General features: G+C 59.5%; 16 protein-coding genes. 8 read left to right on the top strand and 8 right to left on the bottom strand.

Annotated features, from left to right (window positions below; genetic code table 11):
* Window positions 1–69: 69 nt before the first annotated feature.
* The 4 genes from B3N48_RS02605 to B3N48_RS02590 all read right to left on the bottom strand — a co-directional run bounded on the left by B3N48_RS02605 (window position 70) and on the right by B3N48_RS02590 (window position 4,845).
* On the bottom strand, window positions 70–1,155 hold the full coding sequence (locus tag B3N48_RS02605) for an alcohol dehydrogenase catalytic domain-containing protein (protein ID WP_296179040.1): 1,086 nt from the start codon (window positions 1,153–1,155) through the stop codon (window positions 70–72).
* Window positions 1,156–1,341: 186 nt separating this feature from the next.
* Window positions 1,342–2,280, bottom strand: a complete 939-nt coding sequence (locus tag B3N48_RS02600) for an ABC transporter permease (protein WP_296179143.1) — start codon at window positions 2,278–2,280, stop codon at window positions 1,342–1,344.
* 25 nt (window positions 2,281–2,305) lie between these two features.
* The gene (locus tag B3N48_RS02595; RefSeq protein ID WP_296179038.1) at window positions 2,306–3,817 is read right to left on the bottom strand and encodes a sugar ABC transporter ATP-binding protein; all 1,512 of its coding nucleotides are present in this window, start codon (window positions 3,815–3,817) and stop codon (window positions 2,306–2,308) included.
* 83 nt (window positions 3,818–3,900) lie between these two features.
* Complete coding sequence (locus B3N48_RS02590) at window positions 3,901–4,845, bottom strand: substrate-binding domain-containing protein (protein WP_296179035.1); 945 nt, start codon at window positions 4,843–4,845, stop codon at window positions 3,901–3,903.
* A 405-nt stretch (window positions 4,846–5,250) separates the two neighbouring features.
* On the opposite strand from B3N48_RS02590, the gene B3N48_RS02585 reads away from it, so the two are divergent.
* The 8 genes from B3N48_RS02585 (at window position 5,251) to B3N48_RS02550 (ending at window position 12,897) form a co-directional block, all read left to right on the top strand.
* On the top strand, window positions 5,251–6,072 hold the full coding sequence (locus B3N48_RS02585; protein WP_296179033.1) for an NAD-dependent epimerase/dehydratase family protein: 822 nt from the start codon (window positions 5,251–5,253) through the stop codon (window positions 6,070–6,072).
* 71 nt (window positions 6,073–6,143) lie between these two features.
* Window positions 6,144–7,043, top strand: coding sequence for an SMP-30/gluconolactonase/LRE family protein (locus B3N48_RS02580; protein ID WP_296179031.1), 900 nt, complete (start codon window positions 6,144–6,146; stop codon window positions 7,041–7,043).
* A 265-nt stretch (window positions 7,044–7,308) separates the two neighbouring features.
* Window positions 7,309–8,070, top strand: coding sequence for a hypothetical protein (locus B3N48_RS02575; protein WP_296179030.1), 762 nt, complete (start codon window positions 7,309–7,311; stop codon window positions 8,068–8,070).
* Between the two features lie 232 nt (window positions 8,071–8,302).
* Window positions 8,303–9,214 (top strand): TauD/TfdA dioxygenase family protein, encoded by a 912-nt coding sequence (locus B3N48_RS02570; RefSeq protein WP_296179028.1) that lies wholly within the window; start codon window positions 8,303–8,305, stop codon window positions 9,212–9,214.
* A 34-nt stretch (window positions 9,215–9,248) separates the two neighbouring features.
* Entirely contained in the window at window positions 9,249–10,367 is a 1,119-nt protein-coding gene (locus tag B3N48_RS02565) for an ABC transporter substrate-binding protein (protein ID WP_296179026.1), read from the top strand.
* A 4-nt stretch (window positions 10,368–10,371) separates the two neighbouring features.
* Complete coding sequence (locus B3N48_RS02560) at window positions 10,372–11,283, top strand: ABC transporter permease (protein ID WP_296179024.1); 912 nt, start codon at window positions 10,372–10,374, stop codon at window positions 11,281–11,283.
* Entirely contained in the window at window positions 11,280–12,068 is a 789-nt protein-coding gene (locus tag B3N48_RS02555) for an ABC transporter permease (protein WP_296179022.1), read from the top strand. Before B3N48_RS02560 ends, B3N48_RS02555 begins: the two co-directional genes overlap by 4 nt.
* A 34-nt stretch (window positions 12,069–12,102) precedes the next feature.
* Window positions 12,103–12,897: an ABC transporter ATP-binding protein gene (locus B3N48_RS02550; RefSeq protein WP_296179020.1), complete on the top strand. Its 795-nt coding sequence runs from the start codon at window positions 12,103–12,105 to the stop codon at window positions 12,895–12,897.
* 182 nt (window positions 12,898–13,079) lie between these two features.
* Here the strand turns inward: B3N48_RS02550 and B3N48_RS02545 are convergent, their stop codons facing one another.
* The 4 genes from B3N48_RS02545 to B3N48_RS02530 form a co-directional block, all read right to left on the bottom strand.
* Window positions 13,080–14,036 (bottom strand): sensor domain-containing diguanylate cyclase, encoded by a 957-nt coding sequence (locus tag B3N48_RS02545; protein ID WP_296179018.1) that lies wholly within the window; start codon window positions 14,034–14,036, stop codon window positions 13,080–13,082.
* Window positions 14,037–14,039: 3 nt separating this feature from the next.
* Complete coding sequence (locus B3N48_RS02540; RefSeq protein ID WP_296179016.1) at window positions 14,040–15,038, bottom strand: response regulator; 999 nt, start codon at window positions 15,036–15,038, stop codon at window positions 14,040–14,042.
* A gap of 525 nt (window positions 15,039–15,563) precedes the next feature.
* Window positions 15,564–15,929, bottom strand: a complete 366-nt coding sequence (locus B3N48_RS02535) for a response regulator transcription factor (RefSeq protein WP_296179013.1) — start codon at window positions 15,927–15,929, stop codon at window positions 15,564–15,566.
* Window positions 15,930–16,095: 166 nt separating this feature from the next.
* Window positions 16,096–18,441 carry a putative bifunctional diguanylate cyclase/phosphodiesterase gene (locus B3N48_RS02530; RefSeq protein WP_296179011.1) on the bottom strand — a complete coding sequence of 782 codons (2,346 nt, stop codon included), beginning with the start codon at window positions 18,439–18,441 and terminating at the stop codon, window positions 16,096–16,098.
* Between the last annotated feature and the right edge of the window lie 7 nt (window positions 18,442–18,448).

Here is an 18,448-nt window from a genome sequence, read left to right as displayed (position 1 = left end):
CATTTATCGGATTTACGACGACTCCGTCGCCGGTCGCGGGACAAGCCACACTCCTACAGAGTTGACGCATCAATTGACCGGCTTGAGCAGCACTTTGATCGACTTGGTCGAATTCGCCAGTTCGAAGGCCTCGGCGTAGTCATCCAGGCCGAAGTCGTGGGTGACGATGCCTTTGGACGTCACCAGCCCGCGCTCGAACAGGTCGATGGCGGTCGGGTAGCAATACGGGCCCAAGTGGGCGCCGCGCACGTCCAGCTCCTTGCGGTCGCCGATGATCGACCAGTCAGCGCTGGTTTCGGCGCCGAACACACTGAACTCGACAAAACGCCCCAGTTTGCGAATCAGGTCCAGGCCTTGGGTCACGCCGATGGGCACGCCGGTGGTCTCGATGTATACGTCGCAGCCATAGCCGTCGGTGAGGCCGTTGATGATCTCCCTGGCGTTATCGCGGCTCGGGTTGATCACCACATCGGCACCGAATTTTTTCGCCAACTCCAGACGCTCGTCCACCATGTCGATGACCACCAGTTTCTTCGGCGTCTTCAACGCGGCAACTTGCACCATGCACAACCCCAGCGTGCCTGCACCGGCGATCACCAGCACGTCGTCGAGCTGCACGTCGCCGCGATTGACGGTGTGAATCGAGCAGGCCATCGGCTCGATCAACGCGGAGTCTTCCAGGGAAACGGATTCCGGGATTTTGTGCACGATGGCGGTTTTCGGAATGCGCATGTATTGCGCCATGCCGCCTTCGGCAACGTCCTTCTGGAAGCCGAAAATGTTGTGCACTTCGCACATCCAGTACTTGCCGGATTTGCAGAACTTGCACTTCTCGCAGGGCACGATCTGTTCGGCGATGACCTTGTCACCGACCTTCACGCCGAAGTGCTCTTCAGCGCCCTCGCCTACCGAATCCACGTAACCGAAGAACTCGTGCCCCGGCACCACGGGCGCCTTGACCCACGGGCTCTCGCCGCCCCAGAACATCGCCGCGCCGGAATGGCATTTGCAGTCGCTGGCGCAGATGCCGCAAGCGCCGATGCGAATGACCAGCTCGTTGCTGCGCGCGACCGGCTTGGTGATGCGCTCCAGACGGTAGTCTTTCGGCGCGTGGCAGACGACGGCTTGCATGGTGTTGTTTGTGCTTGTTTCCATGTCGGGTTACCTGTTTGGGATGTTCGGATGCGGATCGTGGCCGCAGATGTCAATTCGGATTCGTGGGTGGGCGCTCTGGCGGCATCGCGAGCAAGCTCACTCCTACAGTTGGTGCGCGGTGCGGCATCCACGCATGACACCTGTAGGAGTGAGCTTGCTCGCGATAGGGCCAGCCCCCCCACACATTCATTTATGCCGCTGCCGGCTGATGAAAATGGCCAGCAGAATGATCCCGCCCTTGATCACGCTCTGTACGTAAGGCGACACGCCGAGCATGTTCAATCCGTTGTTGAGGACGCCGAGCAACAGGGCACCGACCAGGGTGCCGATGATCACGCCGCGCCCGCCTGCGATCGACGCGCCGCCCAGCACCACGGCCGCGATGGCGTCCAGTTCGAAACCGACCCCGGCGTTAGGCTGGCCGCTCATCAAACGCGAGGACAGCACCAGTCCGGCAATCGCAGCCGTCAAGCCGCTGATCGAGTACACCAGCAACTTGAAGCGCGAAGCCCGCACGCCCGACAGGCGCACCGCTTCCTCGTTGCCGCCGATGGCGTAGACGTAACGCCCGATGCGCGTGTGTTGCAGCAGCACCCAGGCGAAGAAATACGTCAGCAGCATGATCAGAATCGGCACCTGAATGCCGAACAAGGTGCCGCGACCGAACCAGGCGAACCAGTCCGGCATACCGGAAATCGGGTAGCCGTCGGTGTACATCAGGCCCAGGCCGCGGGCGATGCCCATGGTCGCCAGAGTGACGATGATCGGCGGCATTTTCAGGTAAGCGACGAAGATGCCGTTGCCGACGCCAAAACCCACGCCGATCAGCAAACCGATGAGGATGGCAATCGGCGCCGGCACACCCGCCACCATCAAGCCCGTGGTCAGCGTTCCGGACAGCGCCATGACGGGCCCCACCGACAAATCGATGCCGCCGGTCAGGATCACGCAGGTCATGCCCACGGCGATGATGGCGTTGATCGAGACTTGCCGCGCGATGTTTTCCAGGTTCGCGCCGGTGAGGAATTTGTCGCTGGCGAAGATCATGAAAATTGTCACCACCACCAGCCCGACGAAAGGGTAAAACGCTGGCGAGCGGATCAATTGGGCGAAGTTGAGCTTCATGCGGTTCGGCTCAGCGGTCAGGGTTTTAATGGACGTGTTCACTGGTCAGACTCCCGGTGGCATGGCGCATCACTTCTTGCGGGTTGATGTCGCTCGCCTGCAGCACGTTGACGATGGCGCCCTTGTTGAAGACGGCCACGCGATCGCACATGCCGATGATTTCCGGCAGTTCCGAAGAGATCATGATGATCGCGAAGCCTTGCTCTGTGAGTTTGCGCATCAGGTTGTAAATCTCCGCTTTCGCGCCGACGTCGATGCCTCGGGTCGGTTCGTCGAAGATCAGGATGTCGCAGTGGTGGTTGATCCAGCGAGCGATCACCACCTTTTGCTGGTTCCCCCCGCTGAGGTTCAGCACGCGGCTCTCGCAGGTCGGCGCCTTGATCGACAGCTGCTTCATCAGCGCGGCAGTGGTGGTGTCTTCCTTGTGCCGATCGAGCAGGTGCGCGGCGCTTTCGTACTTGCCCAGATTGTTCAGCGAGATGTTTTCGCGAATGCTGAAATCGACGATCAGCCCCTCGCTCTTGCGGCTCTCGGGCAGCAGCCCGATGCCGTTGGCCAGGGCGTGGGCGGGGTCGCTCAGGTTTACCGGCTGGCCGCGCAGCAGCACGTCTTTACTCACCACCGGCAACGCGCCGATCACCCCCAGCGCGAGTTCGGTGCGCCCGGAGCCGACCAGCCCGGCGAATCCGAGAATCTCGCCCCTGTGCAGGTTGAAACTGTTGTGCGGGCCGTTGCGAGTGAGCTGAATGTCGCGCACCTGCAACACCACGTCACCCAAAGGCCGAGTAGGTTTGGGCGGAAAGCTGGCTTCCAGACGACGCCCGACCATCATCTCCACCAGCGTGTCGATATCGCTGTCGGCCACCGTGAGCGCGCCCACATTGGCGCCATCGCGCAAGACACTGATGCGGTCGCATACCTGGAAGATTTCCTCCAGGTGATGGGAAATGAAGATGACCGCCACGCCCTGGTTTTTCAGTTCGCGCATGATGTCGAACAGCAGCTCGGCCTCGGATGGCGTGAGCGTGGCAGTGGGTTCATCGAGAATCAGCAGGCGCGCTTCGAGGGCCAGCGCCTTGGCGATTTCGACGAACTGCTGCTCGGCGACGCTCAGGTGCTGCACCGAACAGTCAAGATTGATCTTCACCCCGAGCCGGTCGAACAGCGCGATGGCTTTTTCGCGCATCTCGCCTTTGCGCAGCAGGCCAAAGCCGTTGACGATTTCGTGGCCGAGGAAAATGTTTTCCACGGCGTTCAAGTAGGGAATCAGGCTGAATTCCTGAAACACGATGCCGATGCCGGCTGCGATCGCTTCGTTGTAAGTCGCGAAGTGCTGCTCGGCGCCATCGATGAGGATGCTGCCTTTGTCTTGATGCTCGACACCGGCGAGGATCTTCATCAGCGTCGATTTGCCCGCGCCGTTCTCACCCAGGAGGGCATGAATTTCGCCGCGCTCGACCGACAGATTGATCGATTTGAGCGCGTGCACGCCGGGGTAGCTTTTACAGATGTTTTCCAGTTGCAGAAGGCAGCTCATGGGCACCTCGTCGAAGCAAACGTTGCTCAGATCCGCGCCGTTCGCCCAACGCAAAAACCGTCAGGCGAACAGCGACAGTTCCGTCACCAGCTGAAGGTTTTGGCCTTGGCCTGGTCCACCAGCAGGATGTCGACGGGGATGGCCTTAGGCACTTGCGAGCCCCATTTCCTGGCCAGTGCGATGCCCAGCGCCAGGCGCACCTGATCGCGCGGATATTGCGCCGAGGTGGCGATGAACTTGCTGTTCGGCTTCTGGATTTCCTTCACGGCTTCGGGCGAGCCGTCGACGCTGGTGAGCTTGACGTCCATGCCGCTGGAATCGATCGCCGCCAGTGCACCGAGGGAGCCGTTGTCGTTGACGCTGAACAGGCCTTTCAGATTCGGCTGCGCCTGAAGCATGTTCTCGGTCACGCTGAGCGCCTGATCACGCTCCTGCTTGCCATTCTGGATGCTGACGATCTTGATGTCCGGGTGTTTGGCCAGCGCGTCCTTGCAACCACGTACGCGTTCGAGGATCGGCACCACTGCGATACCGTCGAGAATGCCGACGTCACCTTTGCCGCCGATGTTCGTCGCCAGGTATTCGCAGGCCTGAACGCCAGCGTCGTAGTTCTTCGAACCGACGAACGAATCCAGCGGGCCGTCGGCCTGAGCATCCACTGCCACCACCACGACGCCCTTGTCGTGGGCCTGCTTGACAGCGGACTGCACGCCCACCGAGTCAGTCGGGTTGATGATCAGAATGTCGATGCCTTTCTGCAGCATGTCCTCGATATCGCTGATTTGCTTGGAAACATCGTGGCGCGCGTCGGTCACCAGGAGGCTCGCGCCGATGCTTTTGGTGGCGTCGGTCAGCGCGTCTTTCATGGTCACGAAATAGGGGTTGTTGATTTCTTGAAACGAGGCTCCGATTTTCAACGGGCCGGATTTGGCGTCCGCCGCTTGAACGGAGAAAGAACCGGCGCACGCCACAGCCACGGCGAGCGAGCACAGAACGGTGGAAAAGCCTTTCTTGAGGCGAGTTGTCATGGCGAAAAATCCCGTTGTTTTTATTGTTAAAGCGGAAATGTCATCGTTAACATTTTCGAAATTAGCAGAGAAAAATGAGCTTCGCAACAGACCGATACAGCCGCTCATCACACTCGATCCAACATTGCAGGCACCTTAGGCTCGCTGCTGGCCACAGGGAAGGAGCTGCAGATGGAAAAGGAAGCGAAACTGGCAACAGAACCGGCGACTTGAGATCAACAGTTCGGCGAACCCTATGCCGCAGAAGATTTCGCCTGTGATCGTGATCAACAGGACTTAACCACAGCGCTTCACCCTAGCCAGCCTCGCGTTGACAAAGTTTGTAACGGGTGTCGATAATCCCGCCCTATGTCATACGACAACCGATGACACCTATAACAACAACGTCTATCAAGGTTCCTTCCGATGACTCAATCGACCCCCACGCCTTTCAATCGCATTCTGCTGACAGGCGCCGCAGGCGGTCTTGGCAAGGTGTTGCGCGAAACCTTGCGCCCTTATGCCAACGTGCTGCGCCTGTCCGACATCGCCGACATGGCCCCTGCAGCGGGCCCGCATGAAGAAGTGCAGCGTTGCGATCTCGCCGACAAAGCCGCTGTTCATCAACTGGTCGAAGGCGTCGATGCCATCGTGCATTTCGGCGGCGTTTCCACCGAGCATTCATTCGAAGACATCCTCGGTCCGAACATCTGCGGCACCTTTCATATTTACGAAGCGGCACGTCGTCACGGCGTGAAGCGGGTGATCTTTGCCAGCTCCAACCACGTGATCGGCTTCTATCGCCAGGACGAAACCATCGACGCCAGCGCCGTGAAGCGGCCGGACAGCTACTACGGTCTGTCCAAGTCCTATGGCGAAGATCTGGCCAGTTTCTATTTCGATCGCTACGGCATCGAGACGGTGAGCATTCGCATCGGCTCGTCATTTCCGGAAGCGCAGAACCGCCGGATGCTCGACACCTGGCTGAGTTACGACGACCTGACGCAGTTGATCGAGCGTGGTCTGTTCACGCCCAACGTGGGGCATACCGTGGTGTACGGCGTGTCCAACAACGCGAACACCTGGTGGGACAATCGTCTCGCCAACCATTTGGGGTATGCCCCCCAAGACAGCTCCGAACCGTTCCGGGCCAAGGTCGAAGCGCAGCCGATGCCTGCTGCAGACGACCCGCTGCTGGTCTACCAAGGCGGCGCGTTCGTGGCGTCCGGACCGTTCGGCGATCAGTGATCCGCAGTTGATCCCGCCAGCGTCGCGCTGGCGGGTTTAGCCCTCCTCGTCTCTCTTCTGGAATGGTCATCATGCAGCCTGAGCTGATCCTCGACGCGCGCAACGCTACGGGCGAATGCCCGGTCTGGAACGCACGCGAACGCGCGCTTTATTGGGTGGACATTCCAGCGGGGAAGCTGCATCGCTGGCGCCTTGGTGACGTTTGCACAGACAGCTGGACAGCTCCGCAAATGCTGGCCTGCATTGCCAGCTACGGCGACGGCTCCTGGCTCGCGGGCATGGAGGACGGCTTGTTCCGAATTCACCCTCAGGAGGACGGAACACTGCGCTGCGAGCGGTTGATCGATATCGAACACCCGCGCGCCAACATGCGCTTCAACGATGGCCGCTGCGACCGCCAAGGCCGCTTCTGGGCCGGCACCATGTTCATGGACATGGCCGAGGCGTCGGCCGTGGGATCGCTCTTGCGCTACGAAGAGGGTCAGTCCGCGCCCCTGCAAGCAACGGTTGGCGACATGATTGTCCCCAATGGCTTGGGCTTCAGCCCCGACGGGAAGGTCATGTACCTCTCCGACTCTCATCCCAGCGTGCAAAAAATCTGGGCGTTCGACTACGACATTGACAGCGGCACGCCCCATGATCGTCGACTCTTCGTGGACATGAACCTCTACCCCGGCCGCCCCGACGGCGCCGCTGTGGACGCCGACGGCTGTTATTGGATCTGCGGCAACGACGAAGGGCTCATCCATCGCTTCACGCCAGCGGGCAAACTGGACCGCTCGTTGGCAGTGCCGGTGAAAAAGCCGTCCATGTGTGCGTTCGGGGGGCGAGATCTGGACACATTGTTTGTGACCTCGATCCGCCCCGGAGGCGACCTCAGCGATCAACCATTAGCGGGAGGTGTATTCGCTTTGCATCCGGGGGTGAAAGGGCTTGAGGAACCACTGTTTGGTACCGCGTGCGGCAAATAACCCACACAGACACAAAATGTGACGCAAATTTGATACACCTTGCCGGCCCGCCGCTCCGGGCATCCTGCGTCAATCTGTTTCAAAAACGGACACAAAATCCGGCTTTTTCGGGCAAAAACACACATTTTGAAATATTTAATCCACGCCTGTAGAAAAAGCTGTGCTAGCTGCTAGTCTGTCGCTTCGCCCGGCTGAAACGGTACATCTCAGGCATTAGGTCCGAGGGCTAATAATCGATACAGAGACCCGCAACGAGGTTATCGCGATGCCCTACTCGAGCTTTTCGGACGCTCAGGTGAACAGCCTGATCAAGGCCATCGACAGTGACGGATACGCTGTTCTCCCGGACTGGGCCAGTCCAACGCAATTGAATGAAATGCAGGCGCTGGTGACACGCACGGTGGCTGCGGCGGGAAATGACTACGTTGCCCTCGCCGGGCGACAGGCCGTGACCGGAACGCCTATGTATGACTGGGGCAACTCAAGGGACTTCATCGATCTGTGCCGCCGGATCGTTGCCGGCGCCACAGGCGAACGCTCCAGCGATACCACCCTGACGCAAACGCTGCGCTGCCTCACCGGCAATGGTGGGCGGCGGGAATCGTTGATTTTCCACTACGACTCGTTCGTGCTGACCACGATCATGCCAGTGTGCATGCCTGAATCGGGCGAGCGCGGCGACTTGGTGATGCTGCCTAATCGTCGACCGATAAGACGCACCTACTTGCGCAACCTTATCGATAAAGTCCTGGTGGACAACCGATGGGTCCAGCGCTACATGAAAAACCGGGTCACCCGCAACGACCAGGCGCTTACCCGCATCGTCATGCAGCCGGGGCATCTTTACCTGTTCTGGGGCTACCGCTCGCTGCACACCAACCTTCCGGTCGCCGAGGATGCCCTGCGCGCCACGGCAGTTTTTCATTATCACAACGTGCACGGCAGCAGCTCGCTGGCGAGCCGGTTGCGCAAGTCTCTGGGAACGTTGAACGGCCCGGACATTCAGGACGATGTACCGCAAACCTGAGCTCCATGCCGATGACTTAAGGGGGGTGAGCCTGCTCACCCCCCTAATTTTTTCTGCACCACCGCGACAAAATCTGCCGCGCCTTACTTTCGAATAAGCTTATGAACTTTGGCTATCTTCATAAACTAGCTGCATAAACTCTCCTTCTATATTTATGACAATTAGTGATTAGCGGATCGCTGATTTATATCTTTATGATCTGAGCCACAACAACCTGAACAGGAGTTCGGACATGGCGATTCAGATCAAACCCGTGGCGGGGAAAATTGGCGCCGAACTGAGCGGCATCAAACTTACCGGTGATATCTCTGCGCAAGATTTCGACTTCATCAACCAAGCCTTGCTGAAACACAAAGTGCTGTTCTTCCGCGAACAGTTCCTCGCCGACGAACAGCACGAAAGTTTTTCTCGTCGTTTCGGCGCTCAGGTGCCGCACCCCACCGTGCGCTCTGCCGAGCAAAGCACCGCGATCCTCAACCTGGACTCGCGGGAAACCCGCGCCAACTCCTGGCACACCGACGTGACCTTTGTTGCGGACTACCCGAAAGTTTCGATTCTGCGCGGCGTGGTCATACCGCCCTACGGTGGCGACACCGTGTGGGCCAACACGGCGGCGGCCTACGCCGACCTGCCAGAACCGCTGAAAGTGCTGGCCGACAGCCTGCGGGCCTTGCATACCAACGTCTATGACTACGCGACACCCAAGGACACCGGTGAAGAGGGCCTGAAACGTTACCGCGAGCAGTTCACCGCAGAGGTGTACGAGACCGAACACCCGCTCGTGCGCGTGCATCCTGAAACCGGTGAACGCACCCTGATCCTCGGCCACTTCGTGAAACACATTCAGGGTGTTAGCAGCAATGATTCGAAACAGCTGATCCGGCTGTTCCACGACCGCATTACCCAGGTCGACAACACCGTGCGTTGGCGCTGGCACGAAGGCGACGTGGTGATCTGGGACAACCGCGCCACTCAGCACATCGCGATCAACGACTACGGCCAGGCGCAACGCATCGTGCGCCGCACGACCGTGGCGGGCGACATTCCGGTGGGGGTCGATGGCCGCTCCAGCCAGGCGATCAAGCCGACCCCCGACACCCTCTCCCCGCGAACCGAAGCCGACAAAAAGCACTTGGCGGCCTGATTTTTCGTTACCCACTTTTCAAGGAGAACACGTCATGGCAAAGGCCAAGCGAACATCTGTATTCAGCACGAAAAGCGTAGCTACCGCACTGGCGGCGCTGCTGATGATGCCCTTGGCCGAAGCCGACGTGCTGCGCATCGGCGTGGCCAGTGCGGGGGGCGGCGATCCGGTGACCTTCAGCGGCTCTCCGCTGGGCATCGTGCGCAACCAGCAACTGCTGGAGAAAGCCTTCGAAGGCACCGGCACTGAAATTCAGTGGTTCTTCTTCAAAGGGGCCGGTCCTGCCGTGAACGAGGCGCTGTCGAACCAGCAGCTGGACTTCGCCTACGAGGGAGACCTGCCGCAAGTGGTCGGTCGTGCCAATGGACTGGACACCAAACTACTGGCCGCCATTGGCGTACGCTCCAACGTCTATCTCGCCGTGCCGAAGGGCTCTGACATCAAGACCATCGAAGACCTCAAGGGCAAAAAAGTGGCGGTTTTCCGTGGCACCAACGGCCATCTGGTGTCGATCAATCTGCTGGCGGACCACGGGTTGACCGAGCGCGATTTGAAGGTGATAAACCTCGACAGCGGCAGCAGCCAGGCGGCCTTGGCGTCCAAAGGGGTGGATGCGGCATTTGGCGGTCGTGAACTCTTCAAGCTGCGGGATCAAGGCCTGGTCGACATCATTTTCGACAACCCGAACAACGACGTGCGCTACACCCGACAGTGCGCGCTGGTGGTACGCGGTGCCTATGAAAAAGAGCACTCCGCGAACGTACAAAAGGTTGTCGACACCCTTGTCGACGCCGCGAAATGGGAATCGGACGAACAGAACCGTGACGCCGTGCTGAACGAATGGGCCAAGACCAACGAGCCGCTGGCCTCTCTCAAAGCGGACTTCGGGCACATCACACTTCGCGACAGCGCCTCGCCGCTGGTAGATGACTTCCTCAAAGCGCGTTATCAGGCCGTTGCCGATCAGGCCAAGGACGAGAAGATGATTCGCCGCCCCGTCACTATCGACGGCTGGTTCGAAACCAAATACCTGGACACTGCGCTGAAGTCCAAAGGCCTGCAGAACTACTGGACTGCCTACGGCGCGGACGGCAAAGCCACCCCCACTGCCGCGACGGCATCATCGGATAAAACCGTCAACAACGGAGGCTGAGGTCATGGCCAGAGCCACCGCACCTTTACTCGATCAAGACCGGGCGCACGCAAAGAAACTGGCGCCGGTCGAGCGCCTGCCCAACTTCCCCGCCCGCGCCCCCCGGCGTGTGGCGGCTACCAAACGCTCATCCCCGGCGTGGCAAACCCGCGCCGTAAACCTTGTCTTGCCCTGGCTGCTTCCACTCGCGCTGCTCGGCTTGTGGTACCTGGGTACTGAACGTGGCTGGCTGTCTGAGCAGGTGCTGCCGCCTCCGGCATACGTCTATCAGACGCTCACCGACCTGTTCAGCACTGGCGACCTGTGGCTCAACGCCTCGGCCAGCCTGCAGAGGGTTGTGGTGGGGTTTCTGATCGGTTCGGGCCTTGGGGTCACGCTGGGTCTGGTCATGGGCCTGTCGAAAACGGTCGAGGATTATGTGCTGCCGACTTTCAACGCGCTGGTGCAGATTCCGGTGCTGGGCTGGATGCCCTTCGCGCTGCTGCTGTTCGGCATCGGCGAGCCGTTGAAATACGTCCTGATTGCGCATGCCGCGCTGGTGCCGGTCACGCTGTGCACGTTGCAAGCGTTCCATCAGGTGCCCAAACGCCTGCTGGAAGTGGGCCAGGCGTATGGCTTCAGTCAGCGCCAGATCGTCACCGACATCGTGCTGCCGTCAGCCGTCGCGCCAATCTTCACGGGCCTGCGCCTGGGGTTCACCAAAGCCTGGCTGTCGCTGGTGGTGGTCGAATTGCTGGCGTCCAGCGAGGGGCTGGGTTACCTGATCGCCTACGGACGTCAGCTGTTTCAGCTGGACCTGGTGATGGCGGCAGTGGTCGTGGTCGGCACGGTCGGGCTGCTGATCGACAGGGCGTTCGAGATCATCGAGCGTCGTCTCAACAAGGGTCGGGCGCGGACGCCTGGGAGGGTGATATGAGTTCATTAAGCGTTACTCGCGCTCCTTCCCAACACCGCTATCGCGGCTGGGTGCTGCCCATCGCCGGCGTTGCCCTTTGGTGGCTGGCGGCCAATCAGGGCTGGAGTGATTCGGGTCTGTTGGTGTCACCGCAGAAGGTCGCGGTCACCGCTTGGGAGCAAGTGACTTCGGGCCAATTCTGGCGCGCCATTTCGTCGAGCCTGGCGCGCAACCTCAGCGGTTTTTTCATCGGTACGGTGCTCGGGCTGATCCTCGGTTGCCTGCTGGGGTTCTCGCGCATTTTCGAGCGTGTGGTGGGCCCCAGTTTCAATACCTTCAAGCAGATTTCGCTGTTCGCGTGGATTCCGCTGATCTCGGTGTGGTTCGGTCTGGGCGACGTGGCGAAAGTGGTGTTCCTCTCCCTCGCCGCGCTGGTGCCGGTGGTGGTCAACACCTGCGACGGTTTGCGCAACGTGCCGAATGCATTCCTGGAAGTGGCAAAGGTGTACGGCTTCAGCCGCTGGCAGACCGTCATCGGCGTGATGTTGCCCGCCGCGCTGCCATCGATCTTCACCGGGATCTACCTGGCGCTGGTGTACTCGTGGCTCGCCACCATCGGCGCCGAATACCTGCTGGTGTCGGGCGACGGCATCGGCAACACGCTGATCGACGGCAGTGAGCATTTCATGATGGACCTGGTGCTGTTCGGCATGGTGATCATCGGTCTCGTAGGCTGGGGATTGAACGTCCTGGCTCGCCGCCTCGAACGACGCATGCAACGGCTCTACGGCATCACGCCGCGTTAGTTTTCCCTTTTCACATTTTCAAAGGAACGCCCCAATGTCCGCCAGTCAAGCGCTCCCTCTCCCTAGCCAGCCAGGCAACGGGCTGCGTCTGCAGAACATCAGCAAACGCTTCTTCGGCGCCAGCAGCGACACCCAATTGCAGGTGCTGGACAACATTCAGCTGGACATTGCCCCCGGCGAATTCATCACCATCGTCGGCGCCAGCGGTTGCGGAAAATCGACGTTGTTACGGCTGATCCTCGGTCTGGACGAAGCGTTTGACGGACGCATTTTGCTGGACGAAAAGTCGATCAAGGGCACAGGGCCGGAGCGCGGCATCGTGTTTCAGGACCATCGGCTATTCCCGTGGCTGACCGTGGAGCAAAACGTCGCGGTAGGCCTGAAGAATGCGCCGCTCACGCCTGCGCAGAAGCGCGAGACGGTACGTGAGCACATTGAGTTGGTGGGGTTGCAAGACTTCACCGAGTCGTACCCGCATCAGATTTCCGGCGGCATGGCGCAACGCGTGGCCATCGCGCGCGGGCTGGTGAATCGCCCGAGCGTATTGCTGCTGGACGAGCCCTTCGGCGCACTGGACGCGCTGACCCGCACGCGCCTGCAACGGGAATTGCAGAACATCTGGCAGCAGGAAAAGATCACCATGGTGCACGTCACCCACGATGTGGACGAGGCGGTTTATCTGGGTGATCGCGTGGTGGTGATGCAGCCGCATCCGGGGCGCATTCGTCGCATCGTCGACATCGACCTCCCCCGCCCTCGCAACCGCAGCGACGCCCGTTTTATCGCGCTGCGGGACGACGTGTTGAGCGATTTTGCGGAGCTGTCTTGAGATGAATGCAAACCTGTAGGAGCGTGGCATGTCTCTGGGCCGCATCCGGACGATCTGACGCGAAGCGGCAGCAAAATCGGCCACTGCGGAGAATCAGGCAGATCGCGGTCGCAGATTTTACCTCGGGTTCCCCGATGATCGCGGGACAAGCCACGCTCCTACAGGGTCATGCATTGCCTCGATCACACCCCATGCAACGAGACCTGATTGCGCCCATTTTTCTTCGACGCATACAGCGCCTGATCGGCCCATTCGATCAGGCTTTTGTGGTCGCTGAGCGGGGCGTTCATGTCGGCGACGCCGAGGCTGATGGTGCAGCGAATGACCTCGCCTTCATGGAGGATTTCCTGCGCCTCTACGGCCAGCCGCAAGCGCTCGGCGAACGTGCCGCCGCCGTATTTATCGGTGTCCGGCAGCAGCACTGCGTACTCTTCGCCGCCGTAACGGCCAGCGATGTCTGAGTCGCGGATGTGCTCGCGAATGACATCGGCCACGCGCTGGATCACCTTGTCGCCACACTGATGGCCATAGGTGTCGTTGACCCGTTTGAAGTGATCGATATCGAACATCACCAGCGCCGCCGACGAGCCATAACGAACGTGCCGGGCGTACTCCAGCCGCAAAGCCTCCTCCCAATGACCCCGGTTGTACAGCCCGGTCAGGCGGTCGGTGCTGGACAACTTCTGCAGTTCGCTGTTGGCGCGCTGCAATTGCAAGCGGTTGGTCGCGACGTCGGTCACGTCATAAATCACCAGACAGACATGAGACACCTCGCCGCTGGTGGAACGCAGCGGGAACATCGTCGTGTTCTGGTACATGAAGTCTTCTTGACCGGTGATCGGCTGATAGCTCTTGAACCGCACCAGATACGGACGTTGCTCCCAGATCGTGAACGCCGGGGTGCCGAGCGTGATCACGCTGTCGATCTTGTTCTGCAGCCACTCGGGGTTCAATTCCGGAAAGATGTCGAAAAACGAGCGATTGGCCGCTTCGTAGGGCAGCACGCCGGAGCGGTTTTCCATGAAGGTGTTCCATACCTGGACCCGGTACTCCTGATCCAGCACCACCACGCCGACGTCGATGCTCTGGGTGATGGTCAGCAGCCAATGCAGTTCTTTGATGTCGATACGATCGTTCATGGATCAGCTCATCAGGTAGGCGAGTTTGCGCGACAGCCGCTCTACCGAATCTTCGGTGAACAACATCAACAAGTCGAAATGAATATTGTGGCCTTCCAGGCTGTAACTGATCTCTACGGCCAAGGTCTTCTTCCAGCGTTGCTGATTGATGCGAATCAGCTCGTCAATGCCGCTGTGCGCCCCCAGAACTTGAGGATGCCCTTGGGAAAACGCGATGTCGATCTGTTCGGCGATCCCACTCAGGCAAGCGCCGATGATGATCGACGACAGGTCCAACAGCATTTCCATTTCGGAATAGTCGCTGTCCTTGATCTTCATCAATTGCGCCATGTCGGCGATCTCGGAATCGTGAAACATCAGCAGCGCTTCCCCGGCAATACCCCCGCCGATGTAGCCCTGACACACCGCGGTCAGCCGGTCGCTGGCCTGGGCATCCGCCAACGCCATGTGCAACTCGCCAACCTCCAGCATGTTCACGTTGGGCACCGGCAATTGCACAAACACACCCAGTACTCGCGCCAGCAACGCTGCGGCACGGCCCATGGCGACGTTGATGGTTTCGCGAAAGGCGTCCTGAAAACTGATGGTCGTCTGTTCGACCCTGGGCACTGGGGCGGCCGAGCTTGCAGGGTGATTGAGCAGCCCGAGGCGCTGCAGCGTCAGTTGCAATTCAACGGGATCGGCGGGCTTCTTGAGAAAGGCCAGCGCCCCCAGCTCCAGCGTGCGGCGAACGGCCTCTTCCTGAACGTCCCCCGACACCACAATGACCTTGGCCTTCAGATTTTCCGCGAGAATGGCGGCCAACACCTGATAGCCGTCCATATCGGGCATGGTCAGGTCAAGTAACACAACCTGGCCCAGGCCTTGGCGGATGGCCTGAAGACCTTCATACCCGTTGGTCGCCGTCGTGACCGATACCCCCCAATCGGAAGGTAAGGCCCTGATCAGCTGTTTGCGCGCCATGTTCGAGTCGTCGCAAATCAACAAAGGAATCGTGGGCATTGCTTTTCAATCTCACGGCAAAAGAGTTTCAGGCATCGCCCGGAATATCTGTGCAACCTACTTGTGAAATCACGCCTTCCGCTGAGGCTGACGATTCGTTGAATCAGAGATCAGCAGAGAAAGTGAGTCGAATCTTCACCTATTTCGAGGAGTAATGGCAGTATGCAATAACTGTGCTCATTAATAGAGCTGACGCTGTCATTAAACAGGCTGATAACTGCGTTATTTTTATGGCGCCAATATTTCAGTCATTAAGTCGTTCTTTGTGTTTATAGCGCAATAACAAACACAGCGGGGCCGCTGTTTTTACCAATGCGTTCAACACGTTAGTTGTTGATATGCGTGCGGCAACTTCAGGCTAAGTGTATTCAAAGGGCGATAAGATGCGCCGGGAGGTATCGTGCCTGCGGCCCCTGAAAGGGCTGCGTGCCTCTCATTGGACTACGCGAACGAAAGATGAACCACGGCAGTGCGAGGTATGGAGGGCGGCTCATTTTGTCGGGCGGACAGCCTGACGGAAGAACGTCAATTCAGCGCGCGGTTGAGGCAATCGATCAACAGAGAGCCTTGAAACGGCTTGGAGAGGAAACACACGGCACTGCCAACCATGGCGCGCTTGCGCACGGTTTCTTCAGGAAAGGCGGTAATGAAGATCGTCGGGATACGCATGTTTTGCGCCATCAGCCACTCATGAAGTTCGACACCGCTCATCTTGGGCATCTGTACATCCGTAATCAGGCATCCGATGTTGCTCATGTCGGCGGCACTTAAAAACGCTTCTGCTGAAGAAAAGACGGCAACTGAAAATCCTAGAGAACGAACGAGACTGTCGAGGCTGGCAAGGACGGCAGCGTCATCATCGACGACGGCGACCAGTGTTGAGATGGGCAAGCGAAATACCTTTGATTGCAGACGTGAAGATCGCCTGGACATTAACCCGTTGTAGGCCACCTTACCCAGTCCATGCGCCAACGAGAAGTATACGGACGTATGACCTCTATATGAATTCATCTGACCGACACCGACGGCACGACGGATCAGCGCCTGTTGACGCCGCCTAAACCCAGCGCTCAGCAATGAAGGAAGCTTCGATCCGACCTTGCATGAACAGGTCGAAAGCTGGCACCGATAGCGCCTTGGCGTAGTGATAACCCTGCGCCTCGTTGCACCCTCTCCCTTTCAGCGCCGCAAGAATGTCGGCATCTTCTACGCCCTCGGCGATGACCTTCATGTCAAAGCTGTGCCCAAGGGTGATCACCGCCTGAACGATCGCGGCGTCCTGCGGATTCTTTAGCAAGCCTCTTACGAAGGACTGGTCGATCTTGAGCTTGTCCACGGCGAAACGCTTCAGGTAGGCCATGCTCGAATAGCCGGTGCCGAAATCATCGATCGACATGCGCACGCCCAAGGCCTTCAATCCCTGAACGGTCTCCAGTACCCGTTCAGAGTCTCCAATCAGGATCGACTCGGTGAGCTCCAGCTCGAGCAACTCCGGCTTGAGCCCACTGTCGCTCAATGCGCGCTGGACCTCCTGAACCAGACTGCCCTGCCGGAACTGAACCGCTGAGCAATTCATCGCCACGGTCAGCTCGCCGAAGCCCGCTGCCTGCCACGCCACGGCCTGATGACACACCTCGTTCAGCACCCAGCGGCTGATCGGAAGTATCAACCCGCTGGACTCGGCGACCGGTATGAACTCATTGGGCGCAATAGGCCCTTCACCCGGATGATTCCAGCGCAACAACGCCTCGGCGCCGATGACGTTACCGGTCTTCAGCTCGATCTGAGGCTGGTAATAGACCTCCAGCTCTCGCTGCTCGAATGCTTGGCGCAGCTCGGTCTGGACGTGCAAATAACGCAGCTCCCGCGCGCCCATCGCGGCCTCGTAGAACACCCATGTGTTGCGCCCGTTACGCTTGGCCTGCGTCAGCGCCGTATCAGCGGCTTTGAGCAGCGAGCCGAAGTCGTGGCCGTGGGCGATGTGCGACGCGATGCCCGCAGAGGCCGTCATCGACAGGTTGTAACCCGCCAATTCGAGCGGCTGTTGCAGGGCGCGCAAAATGCGCCCTACCAAGTCCGTTAGCAGCGTGTGGTCGTCTTCATCCACCAGCACCAGAAACTCGTCGCCACTCAGCCGCGCAACGGTGTCCACCGAAGGCTTCAGCGCGATCAGGCGCTGGGCCAACTGCTGGATGATCGAATCGCCCGCCACGTGGCCGAGCGAGTCATTGATGACTTTGAAGTTGTCCAGATCCAGATAAATCAGCGTCAGTCGCTGGCCACGGCCGCAATGGATAATCGCCTGATTCACCCGTTCGAGCAGGTAGCGCCGATTCGGCAGGCCAGTCAGGTCATCGTGGTAGGCACTGGCCCGCAGTTCATCGACGACGTGCTGACGACGAATCCGGTTGGTCTGCAAGCGCAGCGTCAAGCCGAGAATCAACAGGTACAAACCGCCACAGACGACGGACGAGGCGATGGCCGTGTATTTCCAGCCCAGCAGGTAATCCTGGCTCGCCAGGCCGACGACCAGCACCAACGGGAAATTGCCGATGCGCTTGAACCCGTAAAGGCGCCTGATTCCGTCGACCCGCGAGGTGGTCACCAGCGTGCCTTCGCGAACCCCTTGCGCCAGCGCCTGATCGATTCCATCGGGCGCGTAGCGTTCCACCTGTTGCGTGGGCGCCGGGACCCGCAGCACTGCGCTGGGTTGGTCGGTACGACGCAACGTAATAACGCCATGGGCACCGACGTCCACTTGACTGATGGCTTCCAGGATGTGCTTCAGCGGTTGACTCGCCGCAACCCATCCGGTCAGCCGCTGCTGGTTGTCCAGAACCGGCACGGCCATGTACAACATTTCTCTGCGCTCATCGCTGCCCAACACCATCGACAACGTTTTTATGTCAGCAGGTGTTTTGTGTTGCAGCGAATTGCGGAATGGCTGAGTGGACGGCAACGAGGTCGAGTGGGTGCCATCGGAATCAAACAGAAAACGTCCGTCAAGTGCCAGCACATCGAAATGCCCTACTCCCGGGAATCGTCGCGCCAGCGCGCGTAATTGCCACGGCTGAATGGCCGAGATAGCGTCGGCATGCAGCGGCCCCTCGTCGAGACGCGAGGCGATGCTCTCGAGGCCATTCTGCGCTGCGTAAAAGGTGCCGTTGAGGCGTGATTCCAAAATGCGATTCAAGTTGCCGACGTCCGACGCCGCCTGGTGCTGTGCCTGCTGATAGAGAAGGCTCAGCAGACCGCCGAGCAAGACGACAATTGCCAGTGCCAAGACCATCCACGACCAGGTGCGAAGGGTGGCCTGGGCGGCGCCGACTGGCACAGGTTCTGGTTCCGGCGGAAGCAGGCAGGTGATGCGGTGCGCATTGTCGGTCGCGATGAAGTCGGTCATGACGCAT

The organism is Pseudomonas sp. UBA1879 (assembly GCF_002338065.1).
GTDB lineage: Bacteria > Pseudomonadota > Gammaproteobacteria > Pseudomonadales > Pseudomonadaceae > Aquipseudomonas.
Note: the sequence above shows the minus strand (reverse complement) of the source record. Positions and strands in the feature narration are given on the sequence as shown.